The 22,515-nt window shown below is 42.3% G+C and carries 20 protein-coding genes; 5 read left to right on the top strand and 15 right to left on the bottom strand.

Going from position 1 to position 22,515, the window contains the following annotated elements:
* Position 1: 1 nt before the first annotated feature.
* Complete coding sequence (gene acpS, locus I2484_RS17040) at positions 2 to 355, bottom strand: holo-ACP synthase (RefSeq protein ID WP_207152262.1); 354 nt, start codon at positions 353 to 355, stop codon at positions 2 to 4.
* Between the two features lie 108 nt (positions 356 to 463).
* Between acpS and I2484_RS17035 the strand changes: the two genes are divergently transcribed.
* Entirely contained in the window at positions 464 to 1,078 is a 615-nt protein-coding gene (locus tag I2484_RS17035) for a rhomboid family intramembrane serine protease (protein WP_207152261.1), read from the top strand.
* Between the two features lie 87 nt (positions 1,079 to 1,165).
* Here the strand turns inward: I2484_RS17035 and I2484_RS17030 are convergent, their stop codons facing one another.
* The 8 genes from I2484_RS17030 to I2484_RS16995 form a co-directional block, all read right to left on the bottom strand.
* The gene (locus tag I2484_RS17030; protein WP_207152260.1) at positions 1,166 to 2,650 is read right to left on the bottom strand and encodes a PH domain-containing protein; all 1,485 of its coding nucleotides are present in this window, start codon (positions 2,648 to 2,650) and stop codon (positions 1,166 to 1,168) included.
* The gene (locus tag I2484_RS17025) at positions 2,643 to 3,122 is read right to left on the bottom strand and encodes a PH domain-containing protein (protein WP_207152259.1); all 480 of its coding nucleotides are present in this window, start codon (positions 3,120 to 3,122) and stop codon (positions 2,643 to 2,645) included. Before I2484_RS17025 ends, I2484_RS17030 begins: the two co-directional genes overlap by 8 nt.
* 396 nt (positions 3,123 to 3,518) lie before the next feature.
* Positions 3,519 to 5,054: a degradosome RNA helicase CshA gene (cshA, locus tag I2484_RS17020; protein ID WP_275956886.1), complete on the bottom strand. Its 1,536-nt coding sequence runs from the start codon at positions 5,052 to 5,054 to the stop codon at positions 3,519 to 3,521.
* Positions 5,055 to 5,626: 572 nt separating this feature from the next.
* Positions 5,627 to 6,319 (bottom strand): alpha/beta hydrolase, encoded by a 693-nt coding sequence (locus tag I2484_RS17015; RefSeq protein WP_207152257.1) that lies wholly within the window; start codon positions 6,317 to 6,319, stop codon positions 5,627 to 5,629.
* Positions 6,316 to 7,701: a UDP-N-acetylmuramoyl-tripeptide--D-alanyl-D-alanine ligase gene (locus tag I2484_RS17010; protein WP_207152256.1), complete on the bottom strand. Its 1,386-nt coding sequence runs from the start codon at positions 7,699 to 7,701 to the stop codon at positions 6,316 to 6,318. Before I2484_RS17010 ends, I2484_RS17015 begins: the two co-directional genes overlap by 4 nt.
* 12 nt (positions 7,702 to 7,713) lie before the next feature.
* The gene (locus I2484_RS17005; RefSeq protein WP_207152255.1) at positions 7,714 to 8,784 is read right to left on the bottom strand and encodes a D-alanine--D-alanine ligase; all 1,071 of its coding nucleotides are present in this window, start codon (positions 8,782 to 8,784) and stop codon (positions 7,714 to 7,716) included.
* 82 nt (positions 8,785 to 8,866) lie between these two features.
* Positions 8,867 to 9,181 carry a DMT family transporter gene (locus I2484_RS17000; RefSeq protein ID WP_207152254.1) on the bottom strand — a complete coding sequence of 105 codons (315 nt, stop codon included), beginning with the start codon at positions 9,179 to 9,181 and terminating at the stop codon, positions 8,867 to 8,869.
* On the bottom strand, positions 9,181 to 9,513 hold the full coding sequence (locus tag I2484_RS16995) for an SMR family transporter (RefSeq protein ID WP_207152253.1): 333 nt from the start codon (positions 9,511 to 9,513) through the stop codon (positions 9,181 to 9,183). The genes I2484_RS17000 and I2484_RS16995 overlap by 1 nt, the downstream gene beginning before the upstream one ends.
* Before the next feature lie 457 nt (positions 9,514 to 9,970).
* On the opposite strand from I2484_RS16995, the gene I2484_RS16990 reads away from it, so the two are divergent.
* Positions 9,971 to 11,170, top strand: coding sequence for an FtsW/RodA/SpoVE family cell cycle protein (locus I2484_RS16990; RefSeq protein WP_207152252.1), 1,200 nt, complete (start codon positions 9,971 to 9,973; stop codon positions 11,168 to 11,170).
* A gap of 103 nt (positions 11,171 to 11,273) precedes the next feature.
* On the opposite strand, the gene I2484_RS16985 is transcribed toward I2484_RS16990, so the two are convergent.
* A complete protein-coding gene (locus tag I2484_RS16985; protein ID WP_186672238.1) occupies positions 11,274 to 11,414 on the bottom strand; it encodes an Lmo0850 family protein in 141 nt (46 codons plus the stop codon).
* 574 nt (positions 11,415 to 11,988) lie between these two features.
* Here I2484_RS16985 and I2484_RS16980 point away from each other — a divergent pair.
* The gene (locus tag I2484_RS16980) at positions 11,989 to 13,164 is read left to right on the top strand and encodes an MFS transporter (protein WP_207152274.1); all 1,176 of its coding nucleotides are present in this window, start codon (positions 11,989 to 11,991) and stop codon (positions 13,162 to 13,164) included.
* A 71-nt stretch (positions 13,165 to 13,235) separates the two neighbouring features.
* Here the strand turns inward: I2484_RS16980 and I2484_RS16975 are convergent, their stop codons facing one another.
* From I2484_RS16975 to I2484_RS16965, 3 genes are all read right to left on the bottom strand, one after another.
* Positions 13,236 to 14,534, bottom strand: coding sequence for a S41 family peptidase (locus I2484_RS16975; RefSeq protein ID WP_207152251.1), 1,299 nt, complete (start codon positions 14,532 to 14,534; stop codon positions 13,236 to 13,238).
* Between the two features lie 16 nt (positions 14,535 to 14,550).
* Complete coding sequence (locus tag I2484_RS16970; RefSeq protein ID WP_207152250.1) at positions 14,551 to 15,852, bottom strand: MFS transporter; 1,302 nt, start codon at positions 15,850 to 15,852, stop codon at positions 14,551 to 14,553.
* Between the two features lie 454 nt (positions 15,853 to 16,306).
* On the bottom strand, positions 16,307 to 17,632 hold the full coding sequence (locus I2484_RS16965) for an L-cystine transporter (RefSeq protein ID WP_207152273.1): 1,326 nt from the start codon (positions 17,630 to 17,632) through the stop codon (positions 16,307 to 16,309).
* Positions 17,633 to 17,865: 233 nt separating this feature from the next.
* Between I2484_RS16965 and cls the strand changes: the two genes are divergently transcribed.
* Positions 17,866 to 19,317, top strand: a complete 1,452-nt coding sequence (cls, locus tag I2484_RS16960) for a cardiolipin synthase (RefSeq protein WP_207152249.1) — start codon at positions 17,866 to 17,868, stop codon at positions 19,315 to 19,317.
* Positions 19,318 to 19,661: 344 nt separating this feature from the next.
* Here cls and I2484_RS16955 read toward each other — a convergent pair whose 3' ends face one another.
* Positions 19,662 to 20,639, bottom strand: coding sequence for a M15 family metallopeptidase (locus I2484_RS16955; RefSeq protein ID WP_207152272.1), 978 nt, complete (start codon positions 20,637 to 20,639; stop codon positions 19,662 to 19,664).
* Between the two features lie 127 nt (positions 20,640 to 20,766).
* Between I2484_RS16955 and I2484_RS16950 the strand changes: the two genes are divergently transcribed.
* Positions 20,767 to 21,921 carry an MFS transporter gene (locus tag I2484_RS16950; RefSeq protein WP_207152248.1) on the top strand — a complete coding sequence of 385 codons (1,155 nt, stop codon included), beginning with the start codon at positions 20,767 to 20,769 and terminating at the stop codon, positions 21,919 to 21,921.
* Positions 21,922 to 22,050: 129 nt separating this feature from the next.
* Here the strand turns inward: I2484_RS16950 and I2484_RS16945 are convergent, their stop codons facing one another.
* Positions 22,051 to 22,335, bottom strand: a complete 285-nt coding sequence (locus tag I2484_RS16945) for a hypothetical protein (RefSeq protein WP_218628048.1) — start codon at positions 22,333 to 22,335, stop codon at positions 22,051 to 22,053.
* Positions 22,336 to 22,515: the final 180 nt, after the last annotated feature.

The following is a 22,515-nucleotide window of genomic DNA, read 5'->3' as shown; positions in this document are numbered from 1 at the left end:
ATTATGCAAGAAGGATAACTTGGGCTGCTGCTACGGTTCTCGTATGAGTTATAGAAATGAAGCCAGCGATTAAATCACCCTTGAAAAAAACAGTCGGTTTGCCACTCGGTTCAGGCAATATACTGATGTCTAAGAAACTACACTGCGTTCCAATTCCTGTTCCTTTCGCCTTAGCAAACGCTTCTTTTCCTGCAAAGCGGCCCGCAAGGAATTCTATTTGCCGATTAGTCGTGTGCGATTCGTAAATTTCCAGCTCTTCCACCGTTAAAATGCGCATGCGGAATTTCGGAGACCTAGCATCCAACTTAGCTATTCTATCCAATTCGACGATATCAAGCCCAATTCCTGCAATCAAAATAATTCCTCCTTCCACAGTTTTCAATAAAATCGTAAACGCTTTGATCAAGTGCTGGAGACTAGACGATAAAATATGTATAATGAAGTCATAGATTGAGGTGAATACATGTTTAGCCGTACAGAAAGCTTCTCGCAATACATCCGGCTTTATCCGGTGGTGACGTTTTTCCTTGCTCTGAATATCCTGATTTATCTAGTGACGCTCATACCGTTTATCGGAACACAAGTATTATACGCCGGCGTCGGCGTCAACTTCCTTATCTCCGACGGGGAATGGTGGAGATTGCTGACACCCATGTTCCTTCACGGTGGTATCATGCACCTGCTGTTTAATATGTTCTCTCTTTTTATCTTCGGACCTGAACTTGAGAAAATCGCAGGTAAGGCACGCTTTCTGACAATATATATGCTATCGGGTATTTTCGCTAATATTGCAACGTTTTTCCTACAAGCTCCTGACTATCAAAGTCTAGGTGCAAGTGGTGCAGTTTTCGGCATTCTTGGAGCATTTGGAGCACTTGTCTATTATACGAAGCATATCTTACCGCAGCTAAGACAGATTATCCTACCAATTATTGTTATCAGCGTAATCATGACCTATGTCCAGCCCAACATTAATACAACCGCCCATATCGCAGGGTTAGTCGTCGGATTTTTAATAGGCCTTAGCTATTTTCATCCGAAACGGATTGTCAGTTGGAAAAGTAAAAAAAGAAGTTAGAAGAGCAGGTTATTCCTGCTCTTTTTGTCGTCTAGTAAATTATAAATTTTTGCACTGTGGATAAGTTATAACGTAGAGATTTTACATCTAGATTCGAGCATTTTTCTCATACCATGAAAGTAGTTGATCGGCTTCCAACTCTTCCATATGAGGTACTTGTGCACTGAAAGTACTCAGACCCGATTTGATATTTGTGGCTATTGTTGCTACATTTTTGCGTTTGTGAAAGTAACTTTGTTTCATTTCCATCGATTGAATTCTATTTTTCATCAAGAAAGCGGTCTGAAGGCTAATGTTCCTGAATCGCATCGTCAGCTGATTACCTGAAATCCCGTAAGCAACCGAGCGGTGTTGCCACAATCCGAATAGGACAATGACCGGCACGATGAGCAGCGACAACAATCCATACGGAAAGAAAAAGTACGTCATTGCGCCGATTGCAGGAATCATCCATAAGAAATCGATACGATAGAAAAAGCGCTTGCCACGTGCCGGCAATTTCCCCGTCGGCTCTTCAAGAATAAGTTCCGGGAATATCTCTTTCAATGGTCCGTAGATATCCGCTTTCTTCACCAAAGGAAATAAATTAATTTTAGCTCCTTCTGCCCCGCCTCCACCTGCACTATCAATCGCGACAGCCGCGTAGCCGAATAGCTGCCTAATTGGATTCTCAATAATGCGTACGCTTTGAACCCTGTTTAGCGGCACTGTCATTCGTTTTTTCTCCAGTAGACCGCGTGTAATTACGATGTCCTCTTTTTCAAGTGAAACATTAAAACCGTAATACGCCAGGAATGTCATAGCGACCGATATCCCCCACACAAGAACAAATCCTAAAAAAACAACAACCGCAACGATTAGAAGGCCGAATTTGATGAATCCCGATATCTCTTCATACATCCATTCAAACGGAATCATTTCAGCAAATTGTGATAAGAAGATACCCACTCCTGAAAAAATAATCCCAATCCCGCCCGATGTAGTCGCTAGGATAAGTAGACCTTTCGACGACATTGTAAAGACTGATTTCCTTAGCGGTTCTTCCACTGCTTGAATTATTTCCGTCAGCACTTCATTTTCCTGCAAAATTGCCTTCTTACCACTTTTCGCCTGCGCTATTTCCATTTCAATTCTACTTGCCGCTTCTTTCGTAATAGCGGTCAATTCCGCCTCCGACTTCTTCGAAGAGGAGCTGCCTGCTGTCTCCACTTTCACTTTGACAAGCTTGAAAGGCCGGTGCAAAATCCCTTCCGTATAATCGAGACTTTGAATTCGGTCGAACGGAATATAACGTTTCTTTTTCACAAATAAACCATATTCGATTCGAAGCTCATTGTCTTCGAACCAATACTCGAAACGTTTCCACTTAATAATACCAGTGATGAAAAAAGCAATAATAAGGACGCCGAAAATGATGAATGATAAATAATCTAAATACCATTTTCCAGACCCCACATCATTCAGTCCATTCGCAAACACGAGGACAATGATTGGCAGTATCGCTTCTTTCGCTGTTTTCAACACTTCAATAATCGCTGTAATCCAGTGTAATTTATAACGTGTCTCAGACATCTTCTTCCGCCACCCTTGCAAGCGCAGATATCCTGCTTCGAAGTTCATCCGCCTCTTCCATCACAAGTGCAGGGATGGTATGGTTTGTCGCCGCCGTGGAAATTGTGATTTCTGCCAAATTATATTTCCGTAGAATAGGCCCTTGCGCCGTGTCTACGTGTTGAACACGCACCATTGGGATCAATGTCCGTTTGACAATAAAAATACCATGTTGCAGCTCAATTTCTGATTCACGCACTTCATAGCGCCACCGCATCCATCTTAGTTTTGGAAATAAATAAATGAAAAAGTACGCAAATATGATGACGAGGACTGGAGTTACCGCATATATCCACCACGGGCCTTCAAATATGTAACTCAATACGCCCGCACCAATTGCTCCAAGTAAAAGGAATCCTGTTTCTATAATGCCATATAATCTCCACACTTTTAACCCTTTTTCCGATATCTGATTCACCGGTTGTTCTCTCATATGAACACCTCTTCCCTTCTACTTATTCTATACGATTAAGAACGTGATATGTTTCATTTTGATGGATTGTTGTTTACCGAGCTTAGGGTTACGTTGTTTAGTTTTCGCGTAGCGTTGTTTAGTTCAGGGTTTACGTTGCATACTGCCAGCTTTACGTTGTCTAGTTCAGACGAAACGTTGCTTTGTTGCGGTAACGTTGTTTTGTTCTCGCGTAGTGTTGTTTAGTTCAGGGGTGATGTTGCATACATCCAGCTTTACGTTGTTTAGTTCCGCCGATACGTTTCTTTGTCGCGGTTACGTTGTTCAGTTCTCGCATTCATCTAAAAAATTTTATGCTATACAAAAAAATCCGGGTATGCGCTTATTGCGCTACCCGGATTTTGTAAAAGTACGTTATTAACGATCTGATTTAGTAGTACGTGAACGACTGCTGCTTTCTCTTCTAGCTCCGTCACGGCTACCGCCACCACTAGGTGCGTTGCCGCCACTTCCGCCACTACGACGAGCTCCGCCGCCGCCATAACCACGACCGCCGCCACCGCTTGATGGACGTCCGCCACTACGGTTGCCTTTATAGCCACCGCCACCGCCGCCGCGAGAATTTCCGCGTGATGGTAATGGACGCTCTTCCGAAATTGATACAGGCGTATCATTCGGTTCGCGAGTTAATGAACGAAGTGCTGCTGCAACTAAATCTTTAGCTTCGAATTTCTCAAGCAAATCAGCTGCAAGTTGTGTGTAATCACTCAATTCATTTTTAGTAACAATTTCAGTAAGTTGTTCCACAGCCACACGTTGCTGACCAAGAATTGCTTCGTCAGAAGATGGTGGATTCAATGGAGTCATTTGTTTTTTAGTTGTTTCTTCTACAATACGAAGGTAACCCATTTCACGTGGTGTTACAAATGTAATTGCCACTCCACTTTTACCTGCGCGCCCAGTACGACCGATACGGTGAACATAGCTTTCAGGATCTTGTGGAATATCGAAGTTATAAACGTGTGTTACGCCTGAAATGTCAAGTCCACGTGCCGCAACGTCAGTTGCAACAAGAATATCAACTTTACCTTCTTTGAATTGCTTAAGGACTGACATCCGTTTTGCTTGAGTCAAGTCGCCGTGAATTCCTTCAGCAATGTATCCGCGGATACTTAGTGCCTGAGATAGTTCGTCAACGCGACGTTTTGTACGACCAAAGATGATTGCAAGTTCAGGTTGTTGAACATTAAGCAAGCGGGATAGAACATCGAATTTCTCACGTTCCTGTGCTTTTACGAAGAACTGTTCAATATTTTCAACTGTCATTTCTTTGGACTTGATTTTAACCATTTCCGGGTTTTTCATGAACGTTTCCGCAATTTTGCGAATCGGTCCAGGCATAGTAGCCGAGAATAAAAGCGTTTGACGCTCAGATGGCACGCTTGCAAGAATCGTGTTGATATCTTCGATGAAGCCCATGTTCAACATTTCATCTGCTTCGTCGAGTACAAGTGTTTGTACGCCGTCAAGCTTCAATGTTTTACGTTTGATATGGTCAAGAATACGTCCTGGCGTACCAACGATAATTTGTGGATTATTGCGCAATGCACGGATCTGACGTCCGATTTCTTGTCCACCGTAAACAGAAAGAATTCGTACACGTTTGTCAGCACCAATTCTTGCGATTTCTTCAGAAACCTGAATAGCTAATTCGCGTGTTGGAGCAATTACAAGTGCTTGTACTGCTGGGTTTTTAGTATCTACTTTTTCAATGATTGGGATACCGAATGCAGCTGTTTTACCAGTACCAGTTTGTGCCTGGCCGATAACGTCGCGACCTTCCATACCAAAACGGACAGTACCTTCTTGGATTGGTGTTGCTTCTTCAAACCCCATTTTAGATAGTGCGCGTTGTGTTGATTCACTGATGTTTAATTCCGAAAAATTAGTCAAACTTATCAATCTCCTTTGTTTTTTCATTTGACAATTGGTTACATTTGCAAATGAAGGCACGGCAAATTCGAGCCTGTTAAAAGGGAACGTTTCCGATATTTTGCATTCTCTATAGTATAAGTAGAGGTTATGGTTGAAAAGGAAAGCCCGGTCTTTGCCGAGCGGTTCGATCAATGGACTATTCGTCCAACTTATATGAGCAAACCGTTATATTCAAAAAAAAGTACCCTTCATTTATTGAAGAGTGCTACGTAAATGTATCCAATGTTCAACATAGTATACCACGGGAAAAAGCACTTCGCAATCAATCCGCTTAAGTAGTAATAATCAGTTTACTCGTAGAAAAGCGGAAGCGGCCGCCTAGGGAACGCAACCAAAGTACGCCGCTTCCTGCGGCAATGGCTGCATGACCTACATCCTGTAGGCCCGGCATAAGCTGGACCTGCGAAGCGGCGTTCTTTGCCCGGGAAGGATGCAGTTCAATCCTTCCTAGCCGGTTCCGCTTATGACCCGAGCGTCCGGCCGTTGGAGCTAGACATCGATGAAAAAGCGGAAGCTTCACGTCCCCGTGGTCAGTCTTCTCTCATGAACCGCAGCACTTCATTGAACCAATTGTCACAGTCGTCGCTGTAACAGATATGATGCTTCCCAACAGGTGATTTTATGAATTCCTTTTTTTCGGAGCCAAGTTTTTTTAGTAAGTGCTCCGCGGTAGCAATTGGAACAATTCCGTCTTTCTCGCCTTGAACAATGCATACAGGTGTTTTAATCAAACCATAATAGGGTTTGACGATGCTCACAATGCGTAAAAACTCGAAGACGGCACGTAGCGGCGTGTGCGTCATCTTGTACTCGTACAGATGATAAAATGTATTTGGAGGATATTTTTTCAGAAGCGGTTTTGCCAACATGATTCTCATTTCTTTCAAAATGATACGTGGACTTATATATTTTGCCGCCGCGCTTAATAAGACAAGTTTGTCGATTTTATACCGTAGCGCAAGATACATTGCAATCAGTCCACCCATCGAAAAGCCGACCACAATTACGCGGTCGACTTCTTTTTGTAGTCTTCTAAGTGCAAGTTCAGCTTCCATCAGCCAGGAATCAGCGGACCCTTTTTCAAGATTGAGTGTAATGCCATGGCCAGGCAATGTCGGTATAGCTAACTGCCAGTTCGTTTTCATTTTCAGGAAGTTCACAAACGGTCGTACTTCAAGTGGACCGCCTGTAAAGCCGTGTATGAATAGGACACCCGTTTTCATTTCCCGGCTCCTTTACCCATCAGATCTTCTAGAATATGTTCAAGTGCCATTCCACGCGAACCTTTTAATAGGACGATTGAATCTTTGCTCGTATATTCCCGGAGAGCGTCCACAATTGGCGAATAATCTTTTTCCGACCATAATAGTCGCGTTTCCATGCCTCCGTTTTGTAATTTATCATGTAGCCATTTCATGCGCGGACCATAGAGCATAATTCCTTCTGGCTTCATAGCTGCTAGTTCTCCGGCTAGATTTTCATGATAAATCCGCTCTTCATTACCCAGTTCTAACATATCAGCAAGTACAACCCATTTTTCTTTACGTAATCTAGTGTCCTCCATGAAAGCAAGCGCTGCACGCATTGATGTCGGTGCTGCATTATAGGCGTCATTAATGAACAATGCACCATTGTCGACAATAACCGGTTGCATACGCATATCCGTTAAGGACGCTTGGCGAAGTGACCCACGGATGTCATCGACACTAATAGCTACTTCATTCGCAATAAGAATCGCGGCCAGAGCATTTTTTACTTGATGTGCGCCATATACAGGGATTGTGAATTCTCCGTCTAGTAAGCCTGTGACCGTAAAGCGACTTCCTTCATCGCCGGATTCAATCTTTTCGAGTGACAACACATTTTCTATTTCGTAGCCAAACGAAATAGCCTGCACAGCAGGTAGTTGATCAACAAGCCCCTTCAGGAGCGGTTCATCGCCGTCATAAAAAAGCTTTCCGCCCTCTTGCAGTCCGTCGATTATTTCGAATTTTGCTTTGGCGATACCTGCACGTGATCCAAGATCCTGCATATGCGCTTCCCCGATATTCGTAATAACAGCAAAGTGCGGTTTCGCTAATTTCGATAAAAAGGAAATTTCTCCGAACCCGCTCATACCCATTTCCAAGATGGCGAACTCGGTATCTTCCTCAAGCGACAATATCGTAAGCGGTAATCCAAGTTCGTTATTATAATTGCCTTCCGTTTTTCGCACGTTAAAATAAGGCGCCAAAACACTTGCAATTAAATCCTTTGTTGATGTTTTGCCATTCGAGCCTGTTATTCCAACGACTTTACAATGAAGCATCCCTCGGTAAACACGCGCCATTTCCTGGAGCGCCAACTCGGGATCCTCGACAAATAGTAGCGGTAAATTTGCAGGTGGATTCGGTTCATCTTTCATCCATAAAGATGCAACCGCACCCTGTTTAATCGCTTGTTCCACATAATTGTGGCCGTTTACTTGTTCCCCGCGAAAAGGGATAAATAGATCCCCCGCCGTTGCAGTCCGCGAATCAATAGACACACCCGTTACGAATATATCTTCTAAATTTTGGCTTGCCGCCTGTATCCAATCAGCGATTTCGGTTAACTTCCGTTTCACTTCAAATCACACTCAATCCATCGTATATTGTAATGTTTGCTTTTCTGCATGTCGTTCCAGTGCAAGTTCGATCAGTCCGTTGATTAATTCAGGGTAAGCTACACCTGTTTTCTGCCACAGTAGCGGAAACATACTTGTCGGTGTGAAACCTGGCATTGTATTCACTTCATTAATCAACACTTCGTCGTCCGCCGAGACAAAGAAGTCTGCGCGTACAAGACCTGAGCAGTCGAGCACTTTATAGGCACGGACTGCCATGTCTTCCATTGTCTTTTTAACTTCCTCAGTTACTGCTGCAGGTATTGCTAGTGTTGTGTTGCCATCTGTATATTTCGCTTCATAATCGTAAAATGCAGCGACTGGTTTTATTTCTCCAGACACTGAGCACTTTGGTTCGTCGTTGCCCATGACGCCCATTTCAATTTCACGTGCAGTTACGCCTTGTTCGACGATGATTTTCCGGTCGAATTTCAGGGCCATATCCACTGCTTCGATTAACCCTTTGCGGTCCGTTACCATGCTGATGCCCACACTGGAGCCTAGATTTGCAGGCTTTACGAACATGGGCCAGCCGAGCTCAATTTCCATTTTGTTAACTAACTGTTGTTGTTCCTTTACCCATCCAGTACGGATAAATTGTACATAAGGCACTTGTTTTAATCCTACTTGCGCGAATAACTGCTTCATGACGACTTTGTCCATTCCTGCAGACGATGCCAGTACACCATTACCGACGTAAGGGATATTCATCACTTCAAAGAACCCTTGAACCGTTCCATCTTCACCATTCGTTCCGTGTAGAAGTGGAAAAATGACGTCGGGTGCGCCTGTTCCTCCATTCAAGAAATCATGTATACTATCCGGCTTACTGCTACCATCTCCATCAAGACGAAGCTCTTCAATCGTTTTCGCGGGACTTTCAAGTGATTTCCCTTTCCGCCATTCGCCGTCATACGTTATATAAATTGGAACTACTTCGTATTTACCAAAGTCCACCGCTTGTGTCACTGCCCGTGCAGTCGACAACGACACTTCGTGTTCAGCTGACTTTCCTCCATAGACCAATCCTAGTTTTTTCTTCATATTGTCCCCTCACTATCTATTAGTTTCATTCCTTCAGTTTACCATGAACAACTCACATTCATGATGATTTTATGTAAGTTATTCAACCAAACAACTTAAGTCCCGTAACACCCGCGATGATGAAGGATAAAAACAGGAACTTCAGCGCACTTCGCTTTTCATGGAAGAAAAACATGCCAATTAGGACACTGCCTGCCGCACCGATTCCCGCCCAAACAGCGTACCCTGTTCCGACAGGTATTTCCTTCATTGCGACTGATAATAAGAAGAAACTGAGCGCTGCTGTTAAAACGGTCAATGCCGTATATTTTTTGTTTCGAAATCCTTCCGATAATTTCATCATAATGACGAACGCCACTTCGAACAGCCCCGCAATAATTAATATTATCCAAGCCATTATTCAGTCTCCCCCTGTCCATCAGCAAGTTTAAGCCCGACGATACCGACAAGCAGAAGGACTAGAAAAAATAATTTACCTACACCTGCTCCTTCATTGAATAAAACAATACCGACAATCGCTGTTCCAGCCGCACCGATTCCCGTAAAAATAGCATATGCGGTGCCAATTGGTATTGTCTCCATCGCTTTTGCGAACAGGAAAAAGCTGACTACGATGAAAACCAGCGTTACTATTGAAGGAAGAAGGACTGTGAAGCCCTGCGCTTCTTTTAATCCAATTGCCCAAATGATTTCAGTTATCCCTGCGATAAGTAAATAGATCCATGACACAATGAAAATCCCTCTCTATCAATAAAGTTAAAATACCCCTCAAATTTCCCACAAGTTTAGCACGTCCGTCTTTCAAGGGGCAACTTAACAGCGATCAATACGTCCAATATGAGGAAATGCATCCTTGACTCGGATGAGCTATACTTAAGAATGCTAGATTAGATGAAGATAAGGTGACATAAAATAAAATAGGGAAATGAGCAGCTGACCTAAAAGATCCATTTAGCGTGCATGTACAGGAGTTATTACCATGATTACGTTTCATGTATTTGAAAACATAGGCATGACAATCCAGTTACTTCCCATCACCGGACGTATATGTTCGACGCTGATGATGAGAATTGATTAGCTAAGTTCATTGGACAATAATAAAAAAAGAAAACACCGGAACTCCTATTCCGTTATACTATTAAATGTAGAAAGTAATCCTATTTTAGTGGAATTAAGGTGACTATATATGAAAATACCTAATAAACCCGCAGATCGTTTTGACTGGACGCTCGCATTTATCCTGCTGCTATTTTTCCTAGTCAGCTTGTTTGCGATCGCTTCGGCTCAGACGACCGGCCAATACAAGATAGATACTGTCCCGAAAAACTTCGTACCCTCGCAAATTCAATGGTACTTTATCGGATGTGTCATTATCGCCATCACGATGTTTTTTGAACCGGATCAATATAAGAAAGCAGCCTGGGTTATTTACGGCGGCGGTGTATTTATTTTAGCCCTGCTGATTATTCTCCCGGATACCATGGATCTTGTGTCAAAAAGAAATGGTGCAAAAAGTTGGTTTCACCTTCCTGGGATAGGAAGCATCCAGCCCGCTGAGTTCATGAAGACATTTTTCATCATCGGCATGGCACGCATGATTACGGTGCATCATGAAAAGTTCGCCAAGAAAACATTGAAGACCGACTTTTTTTTACTCGGGAAAATAATTGCTGTTCTATTCTTGCCTCTGTTTTTCATCATGATGCAGACCGACCTAGGTACTGGACTTGTCTTCATAGCTATTACAGCAGCGTTTGTCGTTGTAGCAGGAATTACGTGGCGAATAATTTTGCCAGTATTTGTCGGGACTGCGACGATTGGAGCGACTTTACTGTGGATGACACTTTATGCACAGGACTTCCTTCAAAACAAACTCGGTTTAAGACCATACATGTTTGAACGTATCTATTCATGGCTTGATCCTTATTCCTATTCTTCGAATGAAGGGCGTCATCTTATTACGTCACTCAATGCGATTGGATCAGGAGAAGTTTTCGGGAAAGGTTATAAAGGCCGTGAAGTGTACGTCGCAGAAAGCCATACCGACTTCATTTTTACGACAATTTCGGAAGACTGGGGATTCATCGGCGCAAGCTTGGTCATTTGCTTGTACTTTTTCCTCATTTATCATTTGACGAAAATTACACTTGAATTGAAAGATCCGTTCAGCACATATATATGTGCTGGCATCATCGCAATGATTACGTTCCACGTCTTTGAAAACATCGGGATGACAATTCAGCTACTTCCTATTACAGGTATCCCACTACCATTCATCAGTTATGGTGGTAGTTCATTGATGGGGAATATGCTCGCGATTGGACTCGTATTCAGTATGAAGTTCCATCATAGGACGTATATGTTTAGTTCGGATGATGACGAATAAAGAATAGCGGTTGGCGTCCGAGGTCTAGACACCAACACAAGACAAAAAAGCTTTGACGGGAAAATCCGTCGAAGCTTTTTTTGTCTAGATACTATCACTTTCTTTATTGAGATTGAATTTGTGGGGCTTGTGCAAGTGGCGCAAGGGCTTTCAGCATTTCCAGACGGGATTTCGTCATCGTAGCCGAAACACCCAACTTCGCCAAGTTGGAGATGATTGTTTTCAAATCAACTTCTTTAGCCATCTTTTCCACCTCGACCTTTCTATTAGTTCTAGACGAATACGCATCAGTAAAGTTTCGTTCCACAGGTAAAGTTAATCTTCAATCAGAGGGGGGGTTCTTTATCCCTAACTGATTGTTTAAAGAACCATTCGGGTTTTTACGGGCAGTTGATCCCCCACTTTTTCTTCTTGTGTCCTTAAAGACTTGAAGTGGTGGGCTTACTGCCCGTTAATGCGGAATAAATGTCGTTCTTTTTTGCTCATACTACAATCATACCACTCCTGTCCACTTTTAAATCTTTCATTATTGTTACAGTTGTTAACTTTTTGTAAATGTTTTATACATCAGTGAAGGTAATTTGATAAAAAATCTATTTACGGGTGAGTTTTCGTAGTAGCGTTGTTTACTTTCGGGTGAATGTTGTCTTATTTCCACTTAACGTTGTCTACTTCAGACAATACGTTGTGAACTTGGCTTGACGTTGTCTACCTTTACGAAAACGTCGTGAGCTTACCTGCTCCCCCCTTTTCCATTGTTTGATTTACATCCGGAGGGTAGAATGAATATATTGATTCAGTCGAAAGTGGGTTTGAGTATGAAAAAAGCAATCCTTCTCCTTATGTCCGTACAATTTTTCGTTTATCTTGGATTCGGTATCATAATTCCAATTCTTCCCGAAGTTATCTTGCAGCAAGGATTATCTGAAGTGCATGTTGGCGGATTGCTGACTGTTTATGCACTTGCATCCTTCTTTACTGCGCCGCTGTGGGGGGCTTTGTCAGATCGAACCGGAAGAAAAAAGCTCATTTTGATAGGGCTTATCGGCTTCAGCCTTAGTTTCTTCCTGTTTGCTGTGTTCATCGAGAACTTGCCGCTCTTGTACGCGTCGCGCGTTGTAGGCGGAGTATTCTCTGGTGCACTTTACACTGCCGTTACTGGATTCGTTGCAGATATGACCGATGAAGAAAACCGTAATAAATATATGGGACTGCTTGGTATGTCGATTGGACTTGGTTTTATTTTCGGACCAGCAATCGGCGGTGTACTTGGTAATGTCAGTCTTCAACTACCATTTATTGCATCTGGTACTTTGACAGTACTCCTTATGATTTATGCGGGAATTATTTTGAAAGAACCGGAACGACGGGGAGAAGCCAATAAACGCGCACTCCTTCCAAAAGGCGGAGCTACTCTTTGGCAATATCGTATTCGCTACCTATTTCTATTCTCGTTCATGGTGACATTCCTTCTTGCTGGGCTTGAATCGACGTTCCAGCTGTTCCAAATCTCAAAAATTGAGATTACACCACTTCAGCTTGGTTACTTGTTTATGGCTAGCGGCTTTGTCGATGCGGCGATTCAAGGCGGTGTCGTCCGCCGTGTGAAAAACGGTACGGAAACGAAATGGATTATTGGTGCGCAGATTGTTACTGCACTCGGACTTTTCCTTATCCCATTTACATCAAGTCTCTTCTGGGCAGGATTTGCGTTGAGCGTCTTCACCGCCGGGAACGCACTTGCCCGTACAGTACTCGTTTCATTAACAACAAAAGAGTCTGGCGGGAAATACGGAACTGCCGCCGGGATGACGTATTCCATGGACAATATGGGGCGCATCATCGGTCCGCTTTTATTCACATGGATTTTCACGCAAGAAGCCGGCAACATGTACTATATTTCCGCCATTCTTGCTGTCCTATCTATTGCGCTGATCTTTGCGTTTAGGAAATCTGCTAAATCGTTGCGGAATTTGGAAGCAGCTTCAGAATAAAAAACAAACCGCTGGAGGCATTGCTCCAAGCGGTTTTTCCTTGAGATGATAAATCTTGATTTGCGAATTCGTTAAATGGTATCAAATTCAGATATTAAAATAGAAGTAGATGACAAAACTTTTAATGCACTCTCCATATCAATATCCACATTCAAGTGTTCTGGCGTCCATGGGATATTGAGATGAGGTTCAATTCCAATTCCTGTCATCCCCCGTCCTACATCAATCCGTGATAGCCGGGATGTCGGGTACATGAACTCGAATCCTTCGTCCCATTTCTGGGTCGCTAAGTTCGCATAATCATTCAGCCCCATTGTAGCTCGGCCAACGACTGTTACTTTGTTTGACTTTTTAACAGTTTCCACAAAAGAATCGCCAGAGCTACCACACATAAAATCCGCAAGCACAACGATTGATTCTGGATTTCTCCTCCCTTTTATAAAGGAGTTCTGCATAATTTCACTAAAATCGAATTCTACAAACCCTTTTCCTTTATTCTCTGTCCATTCACGCTGAATGACTTTCAAAAAAAATTGTGCCTGTTCATCTTTTGTATTTTCAAGCTGATCCTTGAGCTCCTCTAGTATTCGGTTCGTGCTTGCAACTGTGCAATTAATCAGCATTTTTTCATCTTTGTCCGCTAGTTCAGCACCCTCTTCAGGCATCAAGTACGGAAGTAGTGGATAGTAACTCGAATCACTTCCCCCATAATTGACACGTACATCAATAATCCACCGCTCCGTCGAATTAAGAATTGCTTGATTTTCAGTTATCATTTTTGCAATGGCGTCCGGATTTGCAAAATCTGTCATTGTAATAAGAATTGCATCCCCCCTCAGTTGCTGAACGGAATACGTGGGCTTGTAAGGTTGTTTCTCATAGTGAGCGAGAAAAATTGTACGACGAACCCCCTCACTGTTCTCCACTTCACCCTCGTCATAAAGTGACAAGATTGGAGTCCAATTTTCACGTTCAGTATGATTTTCATTGAGTAGACGATGATGTCGCTCCCTCAATTCAGGGATGCTTTGCCCACCTACTGATACGAAGCACATACCAGGCTCTAGTCGGCTTTCCGAATCCACATGCGTAACATAGAGGCAGTCTTCAAAACGACGCACCCTAAACCCCAGGACTTTCGGCTTGTCATTATGCAAACCCGCTACATTAAATTGCATATGATGGTCATTGAAATCCAACAAGTAATCACCGACAATTCCCTTAAACACTTCTTTCGTAAGCTGATCTTTATCCTGTAGTCCCCTTATCTTCTGAAGGAAGTATGTTGGGTTATCGCACCCTTTTTTATCTTTCCAACCCGCGTAATCATTGTTCATAATATGTACGATTTCTTCGAATATTTTCTCCAATACTACACCCCCAATTTTATAATTCCGAAACCGTTTCCACCTTCACCGCTTTCCCTTCCCCTAATTCCGGATGTGCTTTCCTCACGACGGATGATCTTGCCAAAACAAGAACAACTCCGACAAGCAGCAGGCTCGAAATAATGAGAATCCACTCCGCCGGGAATATATCATAAAGAAATCCGTAGATAACCACCCCTAGCGGCGTGAGCGCCATCGCCATTGTTTCCAGAATTGAAAACACGCGTCCTTTGTAATCATCGTCGATCATTTTTTGCATCATCACTTGCATTGGCGTATTGACGATAATCATCGTCAAACCGAAACCGAACATGAGCGTCACATAGTAAGCAAACATCCCATAGTAAGACATGTGAATGATTAACGGCAACGCAATCCCTCCCATAATTAAAGCCATTCCAATGATTCCACGTTTCGCAACAAGTAGCGGGAATTTCACTTCTTTTCTCATCGATAAATAAATCGACATAAGCAGCATCCCAACTGCGAATGCTCCTTCGATGAAACCGAAATGCTCAGAAGCCATTTTCATTTTTTCGATGAGAATAAACGAATGACCCACCATGAACGCACCGAATAGGAAGTTGATAAATAGTGATATCCAAATGATCGCCATAATGGTAGGTTGCAATTTTAAATAAGCAAGCCCAGCTTTCATACTTTGGAACATCGATTCCTTTGGCTCCCCAGCTATTGCCTCTTTACGTTTTGCAAATAACTTAAAATTCATGGTTGATTCAAGAAATACGCCAACAATCGAAGCAGTCATATACATTATGAGGAATACAGGCATTGGGACCGTTCCGTATAATAAACCAGCTACCGCCGGGCTCCCAATTGCCGCAAATGAAATGGACATTTGATTTAGAGACATCGCTTTTTGAATTCGTCCTTCATCTACAAGCCCCGTAACAGATGAACTGAATGTTACGCCCGAAAAAGTTGATGTAATTGATATAACAACGGTTGTTACGTAAATTGTAATTAGAGATAACCCTGAAGTTAAACTGACAATTAGAAGTCCTCCAATTGCAAGGGTTGTGGCAATTTGTGCCGTTATAACAATTGTCTTCCTTGAATAATTGTCAGCCGCATAACCTGCAAAAGGCGCTATAAGTGTCCTAGGTAATAGGCTACATATGAGGTTCATTGCAAAACTTGTCGCGGACCCCGTCAGTTGTAAAATATAAAAGCTGATAGCGAAGGCATATACTTGCGCACCAAATGAAGAAATAAGCTTGCTGATTGTGAACGTCCATAAGTGATAGGTTGCTTTTTTAAGCTTTAAAACCTCTTCCACGGAAACACCCCGTTCCAAGTTGTTTAATCTGATTAAACAAATAATAGCACACTACGTCTTCCATTAACTACAGTACATTCATTAATCTGGGAAATTCGGCGCTTAATGATTAGCTCCATCACTCATTTGAGTTGTCGTTTTTTTACGAAAGAGCTGTATGGAATTAGGTGATTTCGTTGAATCGAGACGCCCTCCAGAACATTTCAACGATGCCCTATACACCAGATAAGAATTTCATCTAAAAGACATTTAAATTGAGTACAAAGTAAAAATACCGCAGAAGACTATGAAGTCTTCTGCGGTATTTTTTGTTTTATGATTGGTCTGGAGCGTTATATGGTCGGTTGAAGCGTAATATGATCGCTCGACCATACTTTATGATCGGTTGGAGCGTTATATGGTCGGTCAACCATACTTTATGATCGGTTGGAGCGTTATATGATCGCTCGACGACTTATACTTCAGCTGTCTGTTTATCAAGTGGAGCATTGTACATGTCTTTATCCAGTTCGCCTGTCACACGTGCAGTCGTAACACCGGCTGTCATAGAACCACTGACGTTTAATGCTGTACGGCCCATGTCGATGAGCGGTTCTACTGAAATCAGTAGTCCTGCTAATACAACTGGCAAGTTAAGTGCTGATAGAACAAGAATCGCAGCAAATGTTGCTCCGCCACCAACTCCGGCAACTCCGAATGAGCTGATTGCCACAATAGCAATCAATGTAATAAGGAATGTTGGCTCAAGTGGGTTCTGCCCTACTGAAGGTGCAATCATCACTGCAAGCATCGCAGGGTAGATTCCAGCACAACCATTTTGACCGATTGATAAGCCGAATGATCCGGCAAAGTTGGCAATACCATCAGGCACGCCAAGACGATTCGTCTGTGTATCAATGTTTAGTGGAAGCGCCCCTGCACTCGACCTTGAAGAGAAAGCGAATAGCAAAACTTCTCCTGCTTTTTTTACGTAAGTAATAGGGTTTAATCCCGACAGCGTAATAATGATTAAGTGAATACCGAACATAACCAAAATGGCTACATATGAAGCAAGTACAAACTTACCTAGACTATATATAGCGGCAAAGTCAGACGTCGCTACGGTGGTGGCAATAATCGCTAGAATACCATATGGAGTCAAGCGTAAGACGATTTTTACAACTCCCATGATTAAAGAATAAATCGCATCGATTCCTTTTTTCACTGTAGCCGCATTTTTTTCATCTTTTCTCGTAAGTGTCAAATATGCAAATCCAAGAAATGCAGCGAAGATGACTACACCAATAGTAGACGTTGGTCGCGCGCCCGTTAAATCAAGGAACGGATTCGCTGGTAACAAGTCTATCAACTGATCTGGCAATGTACGATCGGCAATACCTGCAGAACGTTCTTCTATGGAAGCGCCACGTGCAAGTTCAGCTTCCCCTTGCACAATTTCCGATGCATCAAGACCGAAGAGAAGTGTAACAGAAATCCCGATAACCGCAGCGATTGCTGTTGTTCCGATAAGGAGGCCTAATATCAATCCGGCCATTTTACCAAAGTTCTTGCCAATCGTTATTTTTGTGAATGCCCCAAGGATTGAAATGAAAACGAGGGGCATAACAATCATCTGAAGTAATTTAACATAACCTGTTCCTATTAAGTTAAACCACGGTATAGACTCCTTCAATACTGTTGAATCTGTACCGTATGCAAAGTGTAATATAAGTCCGTATCCAATCCCGAGACCCAGCCCGGTGAATACACGTTTTGAAAACGAAACCTTTTTGCGATGCATACTATATAGTATACCGACGAGCAAGAGCAACCCGGCAATGTTCAGAATGAGTAAGAATGTATTCACTTTTTTTCCTCCTACGTTTTTAGATAAGTGTATGGCGTAAATTACACTTTAAACCATCAATGTCTATCAGTCAAGTAGGTTTTATCTTAACTACCACTGTTATCTTCTTTTTTCTAAGTCTTCCGTTATACTAGTAAGATAAGCATTATATGTAAAGGAGGCCGCTTATGACTCAACTAATCAGCATTTCAGTGACGGCAGTTTTTATATTGAATATATTTCTTGCGATTGCCCTTATCTTTCTCGAAAGAAGGGATCCTACCTCGACTTGGGCATGGCTCCTCGTCATATTTTTCATCCCATTTTTCGGTTTCTTCATCTATCTTTTACTCGGCAGACAATTGAGAGAAAAACATCTATTCCGGTGGGAAGGACGCAGCAAGATTGGTATCGATCAATTGATTGATTATCAAATTGAAGCAATAGAAGAAGATACCCTCGAATTCAGGCTAGACGATACAGCCCACTACAAGGACATGATTTACCTTCACCTCAGGAATAACCATGCTGTCTTGACGCAAGACAATGATGTTCAGGTTTTCAACGATGGCGCAGCTAAATTTGACGCACTTATTCATGACCTCGAGCAAGCAAAAGATCATATTCATTTTCAGACTTACATTTTCAAATTGGATACGCTCGGAACTAGGATACTAAACGTATTAATCCAAAAAGCCAAGCAAGGCGTTAAAGTACGTTTGTTATTCGATGATATTGGTTCACGAGGACTTCGTAAGAGGCATTTAAAAGAACTAATCGCTAACGGCGGGGATGTTGAAGCCTTTTTTCCAGCAACCATGCCACTTATCAATCCCCGTATGAATTTCCGAAATCACCGGAAGATCGTTGTTATCGACGGTCGGATTGGTTATGTCGGCGGCTTCAATGTTGGCGATGAATATTTGGGACTGAACAAGAAGTTTGGCTATTGGCGCGATACACATCTGCGGATTGAAGGTAGTGCAGTGCACCCACTGCAGACAAGGTTCATATTGGACTGGAACCAAGCATCCGAAAAAAATGATATCGAATATGCAGAACGCTTTTTCCCTGCTATCCCACGAAAAGGTTCTGTAGGTATGCAAATCGTTTCAAGTGGCCCTGACTCTGAGTGGGAACAGATTAAAGATGGTTATTTGAAAATGATTTTCATTGCGAAAAAGTATATTTATATTCAAACACCTTATTTCATCCCTGACGTTAGCTTCCTAGACGCCTTGCGTATCGCCTGCCTCTCTGGGGTCGATGTAAGGATAATGATCCCGAACAAGCCTGATCACATGTTTGTTTACTGGGCAACGTACTCAAATGTTGGTAAATTGTTAAAGGCAGGTGCAAAAGTTTATATTTATGAAAACGGCTTCTTGCACACAAAACAAATTGTCGTCGATGACGAGCTTTCAACTGTCGGAACTGCCAATATCGATGTGCGCAGTTTCAAATTAAATTTCGAAGTTAACGCCTTCATTTACGACCGTGAAAAATCACATGAATTAGCGGAACTATTCGAACATGATATGCAATTATCGACCGAATTAACCTATGAAATGTACTTAGCACGTTCACAAACCATTAAAATAAAAGAATCAGTTTCACGTTTGCTTTCACCAATATTATAAAAAAGATAAAGCGCATGCGCCTGTTCAGGGGCGACAAGCGCTCGAATCTATATATTCGGCACTACTTATATAGAATTAACTAGGTGGTATCCCCCACCAGCATAACGAACAAATCTAGCGGAGGAGGTACACTAATGAAAGGCAGCCTGCAGGCGCCGGAGTAATTATCCCTCCCTAGTGATCTTCTGGTAGGCTTATTTCGTGAGACCATCACCAAGCGACAAAGCGGTGTTGGAAGTACATTCTATTTGTAAAGTGCCAACTATATAGACGTAAAATAAAGGGACGCGCCGCTAATCCGGTACGTCCCTTTTAGTATGTGGAAATTCAAGTCGACTACGCGTTTATTGAACCCCTAAATATTCTTCTAACGTAAGATTTAATTTGAAGATTTCACCTGCAACTCTGGTACCAACGTAACGGAAATGCCAAGACTCATGCATATAACCTGTTATTTGTTCTTTCCCCTCTGGATAGCGCATGACGAAACCAAATCGGTGAGCATTTGCTGCCACCCATTTCCCCGCTTCTGTTTCTCCAAATGACGATGAAGCAAAGTGCTGTTCGAAATTCACTTCGCCTATGTCGAATGCTAGCCCTGTTTGGTGTTCAGAATAGCCCGGGCGTGCACTATATGTATCTGCCGCTTTTTTGCCATCACGGGCAACATATCTTTCGTAAAGTGTCGTCTGGTATTCAAATGAGCGATAGGTGCTGAAAGCATTGAGATTAAAATCTGCAAGTTTTGCTTCTGCCGCCATTCTTTCAAATGCCCCTCGCGCGTTTTTGTCTTCTCCCGGTGCATAAGTTGTCGGGAGAGGATATTTTTTATTGGCTAGTAAAATCTCTTTTACATATTTCGGTTCTTTAGGAAGCACCTGACCTTCGATATATCCTCCGTTTTCCATCGTTGGATTCGGTTTGACTTCAGTGCTAGATCCAGCACCGTTATTTTTAGTCGGTTTGGATGGCGGAGTTTTCTGCTCAGTTGGTTTCCGTCCGGGCGTAACCTCTTGTACTTTCCCGGGTTCATCCTCTTCTTTCGCTACATCAGCATCCGGTTCTACGACTGATTCGTCCGGTTGTTTTGCAAGGTCCGAAAGTTCGGTTGGCTCCGCTTCAGGGGTTGCGTCCTCATCCGCAACAGATATACCGATGGCTTCCTGCCCTTTTTTTAAACTTTTTTCTACATCCCAGTCATTCATTCCTAGTCCAATTAGCAAGCCTGTCATGATGACACCAGAGATAAGTAAGGTAATCGTTAAAGTCTTGCCCTGTTTTTTCTTATTTTTTTTATTGGTATAGTTGTTTTTTCGTTTCATCAATAAGCCTACCTTCTCAATATATATCTATAGTCTACCATCATTTTTCTTTGTGGTCTGCGTATGCTATCATTTATGTATCATTTAATTTTCACAATTATTGAAGAGTTTGCAAGGGAGCGATAGGATGAATAACCAAAGATGGCTTTCAATGAGTTTTTTCGCTTTTTTCTTTACTTGGGGCGTATTTCTTCCCTATTGGACCGGCTGGCTAACAATTGAAAAAGGTATATCCGTAACAGCGGCAAGTTTCATTATGGGCGTTGGAATGATTGCACGATCATTGTCGACATTTCTGTTCTTTCCATACTTAACTCGAAAAATGTCCATGATCCGTCTGATGAAATGGATGTCTTTTGCCGCACTTATTTTAGCGCTCCTCTACTTGCCAGATTCACCTTTCATCGTACTTCTTATTATTACTGTCTTATTTAGTGCAGTCTATCCGATGATATTGCCTGCCGTCGAAAGCAGCGCATCTGTTTTAATGCAGACAGAAGGAATTCATTACGGCAAGAGCCGTTCGTTTGGATCCATTGGTTACACTATCGCTTTGTTGTTAATTGGAGCGGCTACTGCTATCTGGACAGAGCAAGCAATCCTATACATAATGATTGTTGGATTAGCCATCTCAACGCTATTTTTCATGCGGCCAGCACCAGAAGCTTTGCGATTAAATCCAGTTAATGACGACACTACGAAACGAGTCATCAATTTCAAATCACTCTTCACCTCTAAAGGGTTCGCAATCGTCATGATACTAGCTATCCTTTTACAAGGCGCGCATGCGTCCTATTACAACTTTGGATTCATCTTCCTAGATAACCTTGGTGTTAATGGTCTTTATATCGGAATTATCTTGAATATAGCAGTGTTATTTGAAATATTGTTTTTCACACGTGCTGATCGATTGCTTGCAAATGTGAAAGTCTCTACGATGTTTCTTATTGCAGGAATCGGATCCACTGTAAGGTGGTTACTTATTGCTTTGTTTCCATACATATCTGTTTTCATCGGTACTCAAGTACTCCATGCCTTGTCGTTTGGTGTAGCCCATTTCGCGTTCATAAAATTCATTTCTGAAAAACTGCCCCAAGATCATATTGCTACAGCACAAGGAATGTATGTAGCATTCGCGATGAGCCTGAGCACTGCAATTCTGACATTTTTAGGTGGCTACTTATATGACATTTCCCCACGGCTTGCATTTCTCGGTATGATTATTTGTTCTGTTCCAGCTATCATCATTGTGCTGATGACTAGGAAGAAATATTCTTATTAATATAAAAGACGCTCACCGGAAATTTCAGTTCCCGCTAAGCGTCTTTTCTTTACCTAGATATGTTGAATTAAAGAATTCTATTGAATCCACTTCAGCTTCGCTGTTTATATAGCTATTCATATGCTCAACTTACCTAACACTATTAAATATGAGCAACACTACAAATGCGAATCCGAAAAAAAGTGACATCCATAACATCCATTTCGACTCGCGAGCCATACCCTGCTCACGAAACGTTTTTGCCCGAGCCCCATTCGTCAATGAAAACAGTGCCACCATCGCCAGAACAGCATTGTTCAAGTCGAGCTTGATGATGAAATAGACGGAAGCTATTGCTGCTGCTACAATTCCGATTCCAAATAACCATTTAGTCTCTATATCGATAACCTCCCAAGGCCGTATAATCCACACCATGTGGGACTAGTATCTGATTCCTATAATCTAGCCAGAAAAAAAGCCGAAGATTTCTCTTCAGCCTACTTGCGTTTTTTGTCTTTAGTGTTTGGTTTTTTGTCTGTAGTGTTTGGTTTTTTGTCTGTAGTGTTTGGTTTTTTGTCTGTAGTGTTTGGTTTTTTGTCTGTAGTGTTTGGTTTT

The sequence above is a fragment of the Sporosarcina sp. E16_8 genome (assembly GCF_017347095.1).
In the GTDB taxonomy this organism is placed as follows: domain Bacteria; phylum Bacillota; class Bacilli; order Bacillales_A; family Planococcaceae; genus Sporosarcina.
The sequence above is the reverse complement of the archived record's forward strand: the minus strand, read 5'-3'. Positions and strand labels throughout refer to the sequence as shown.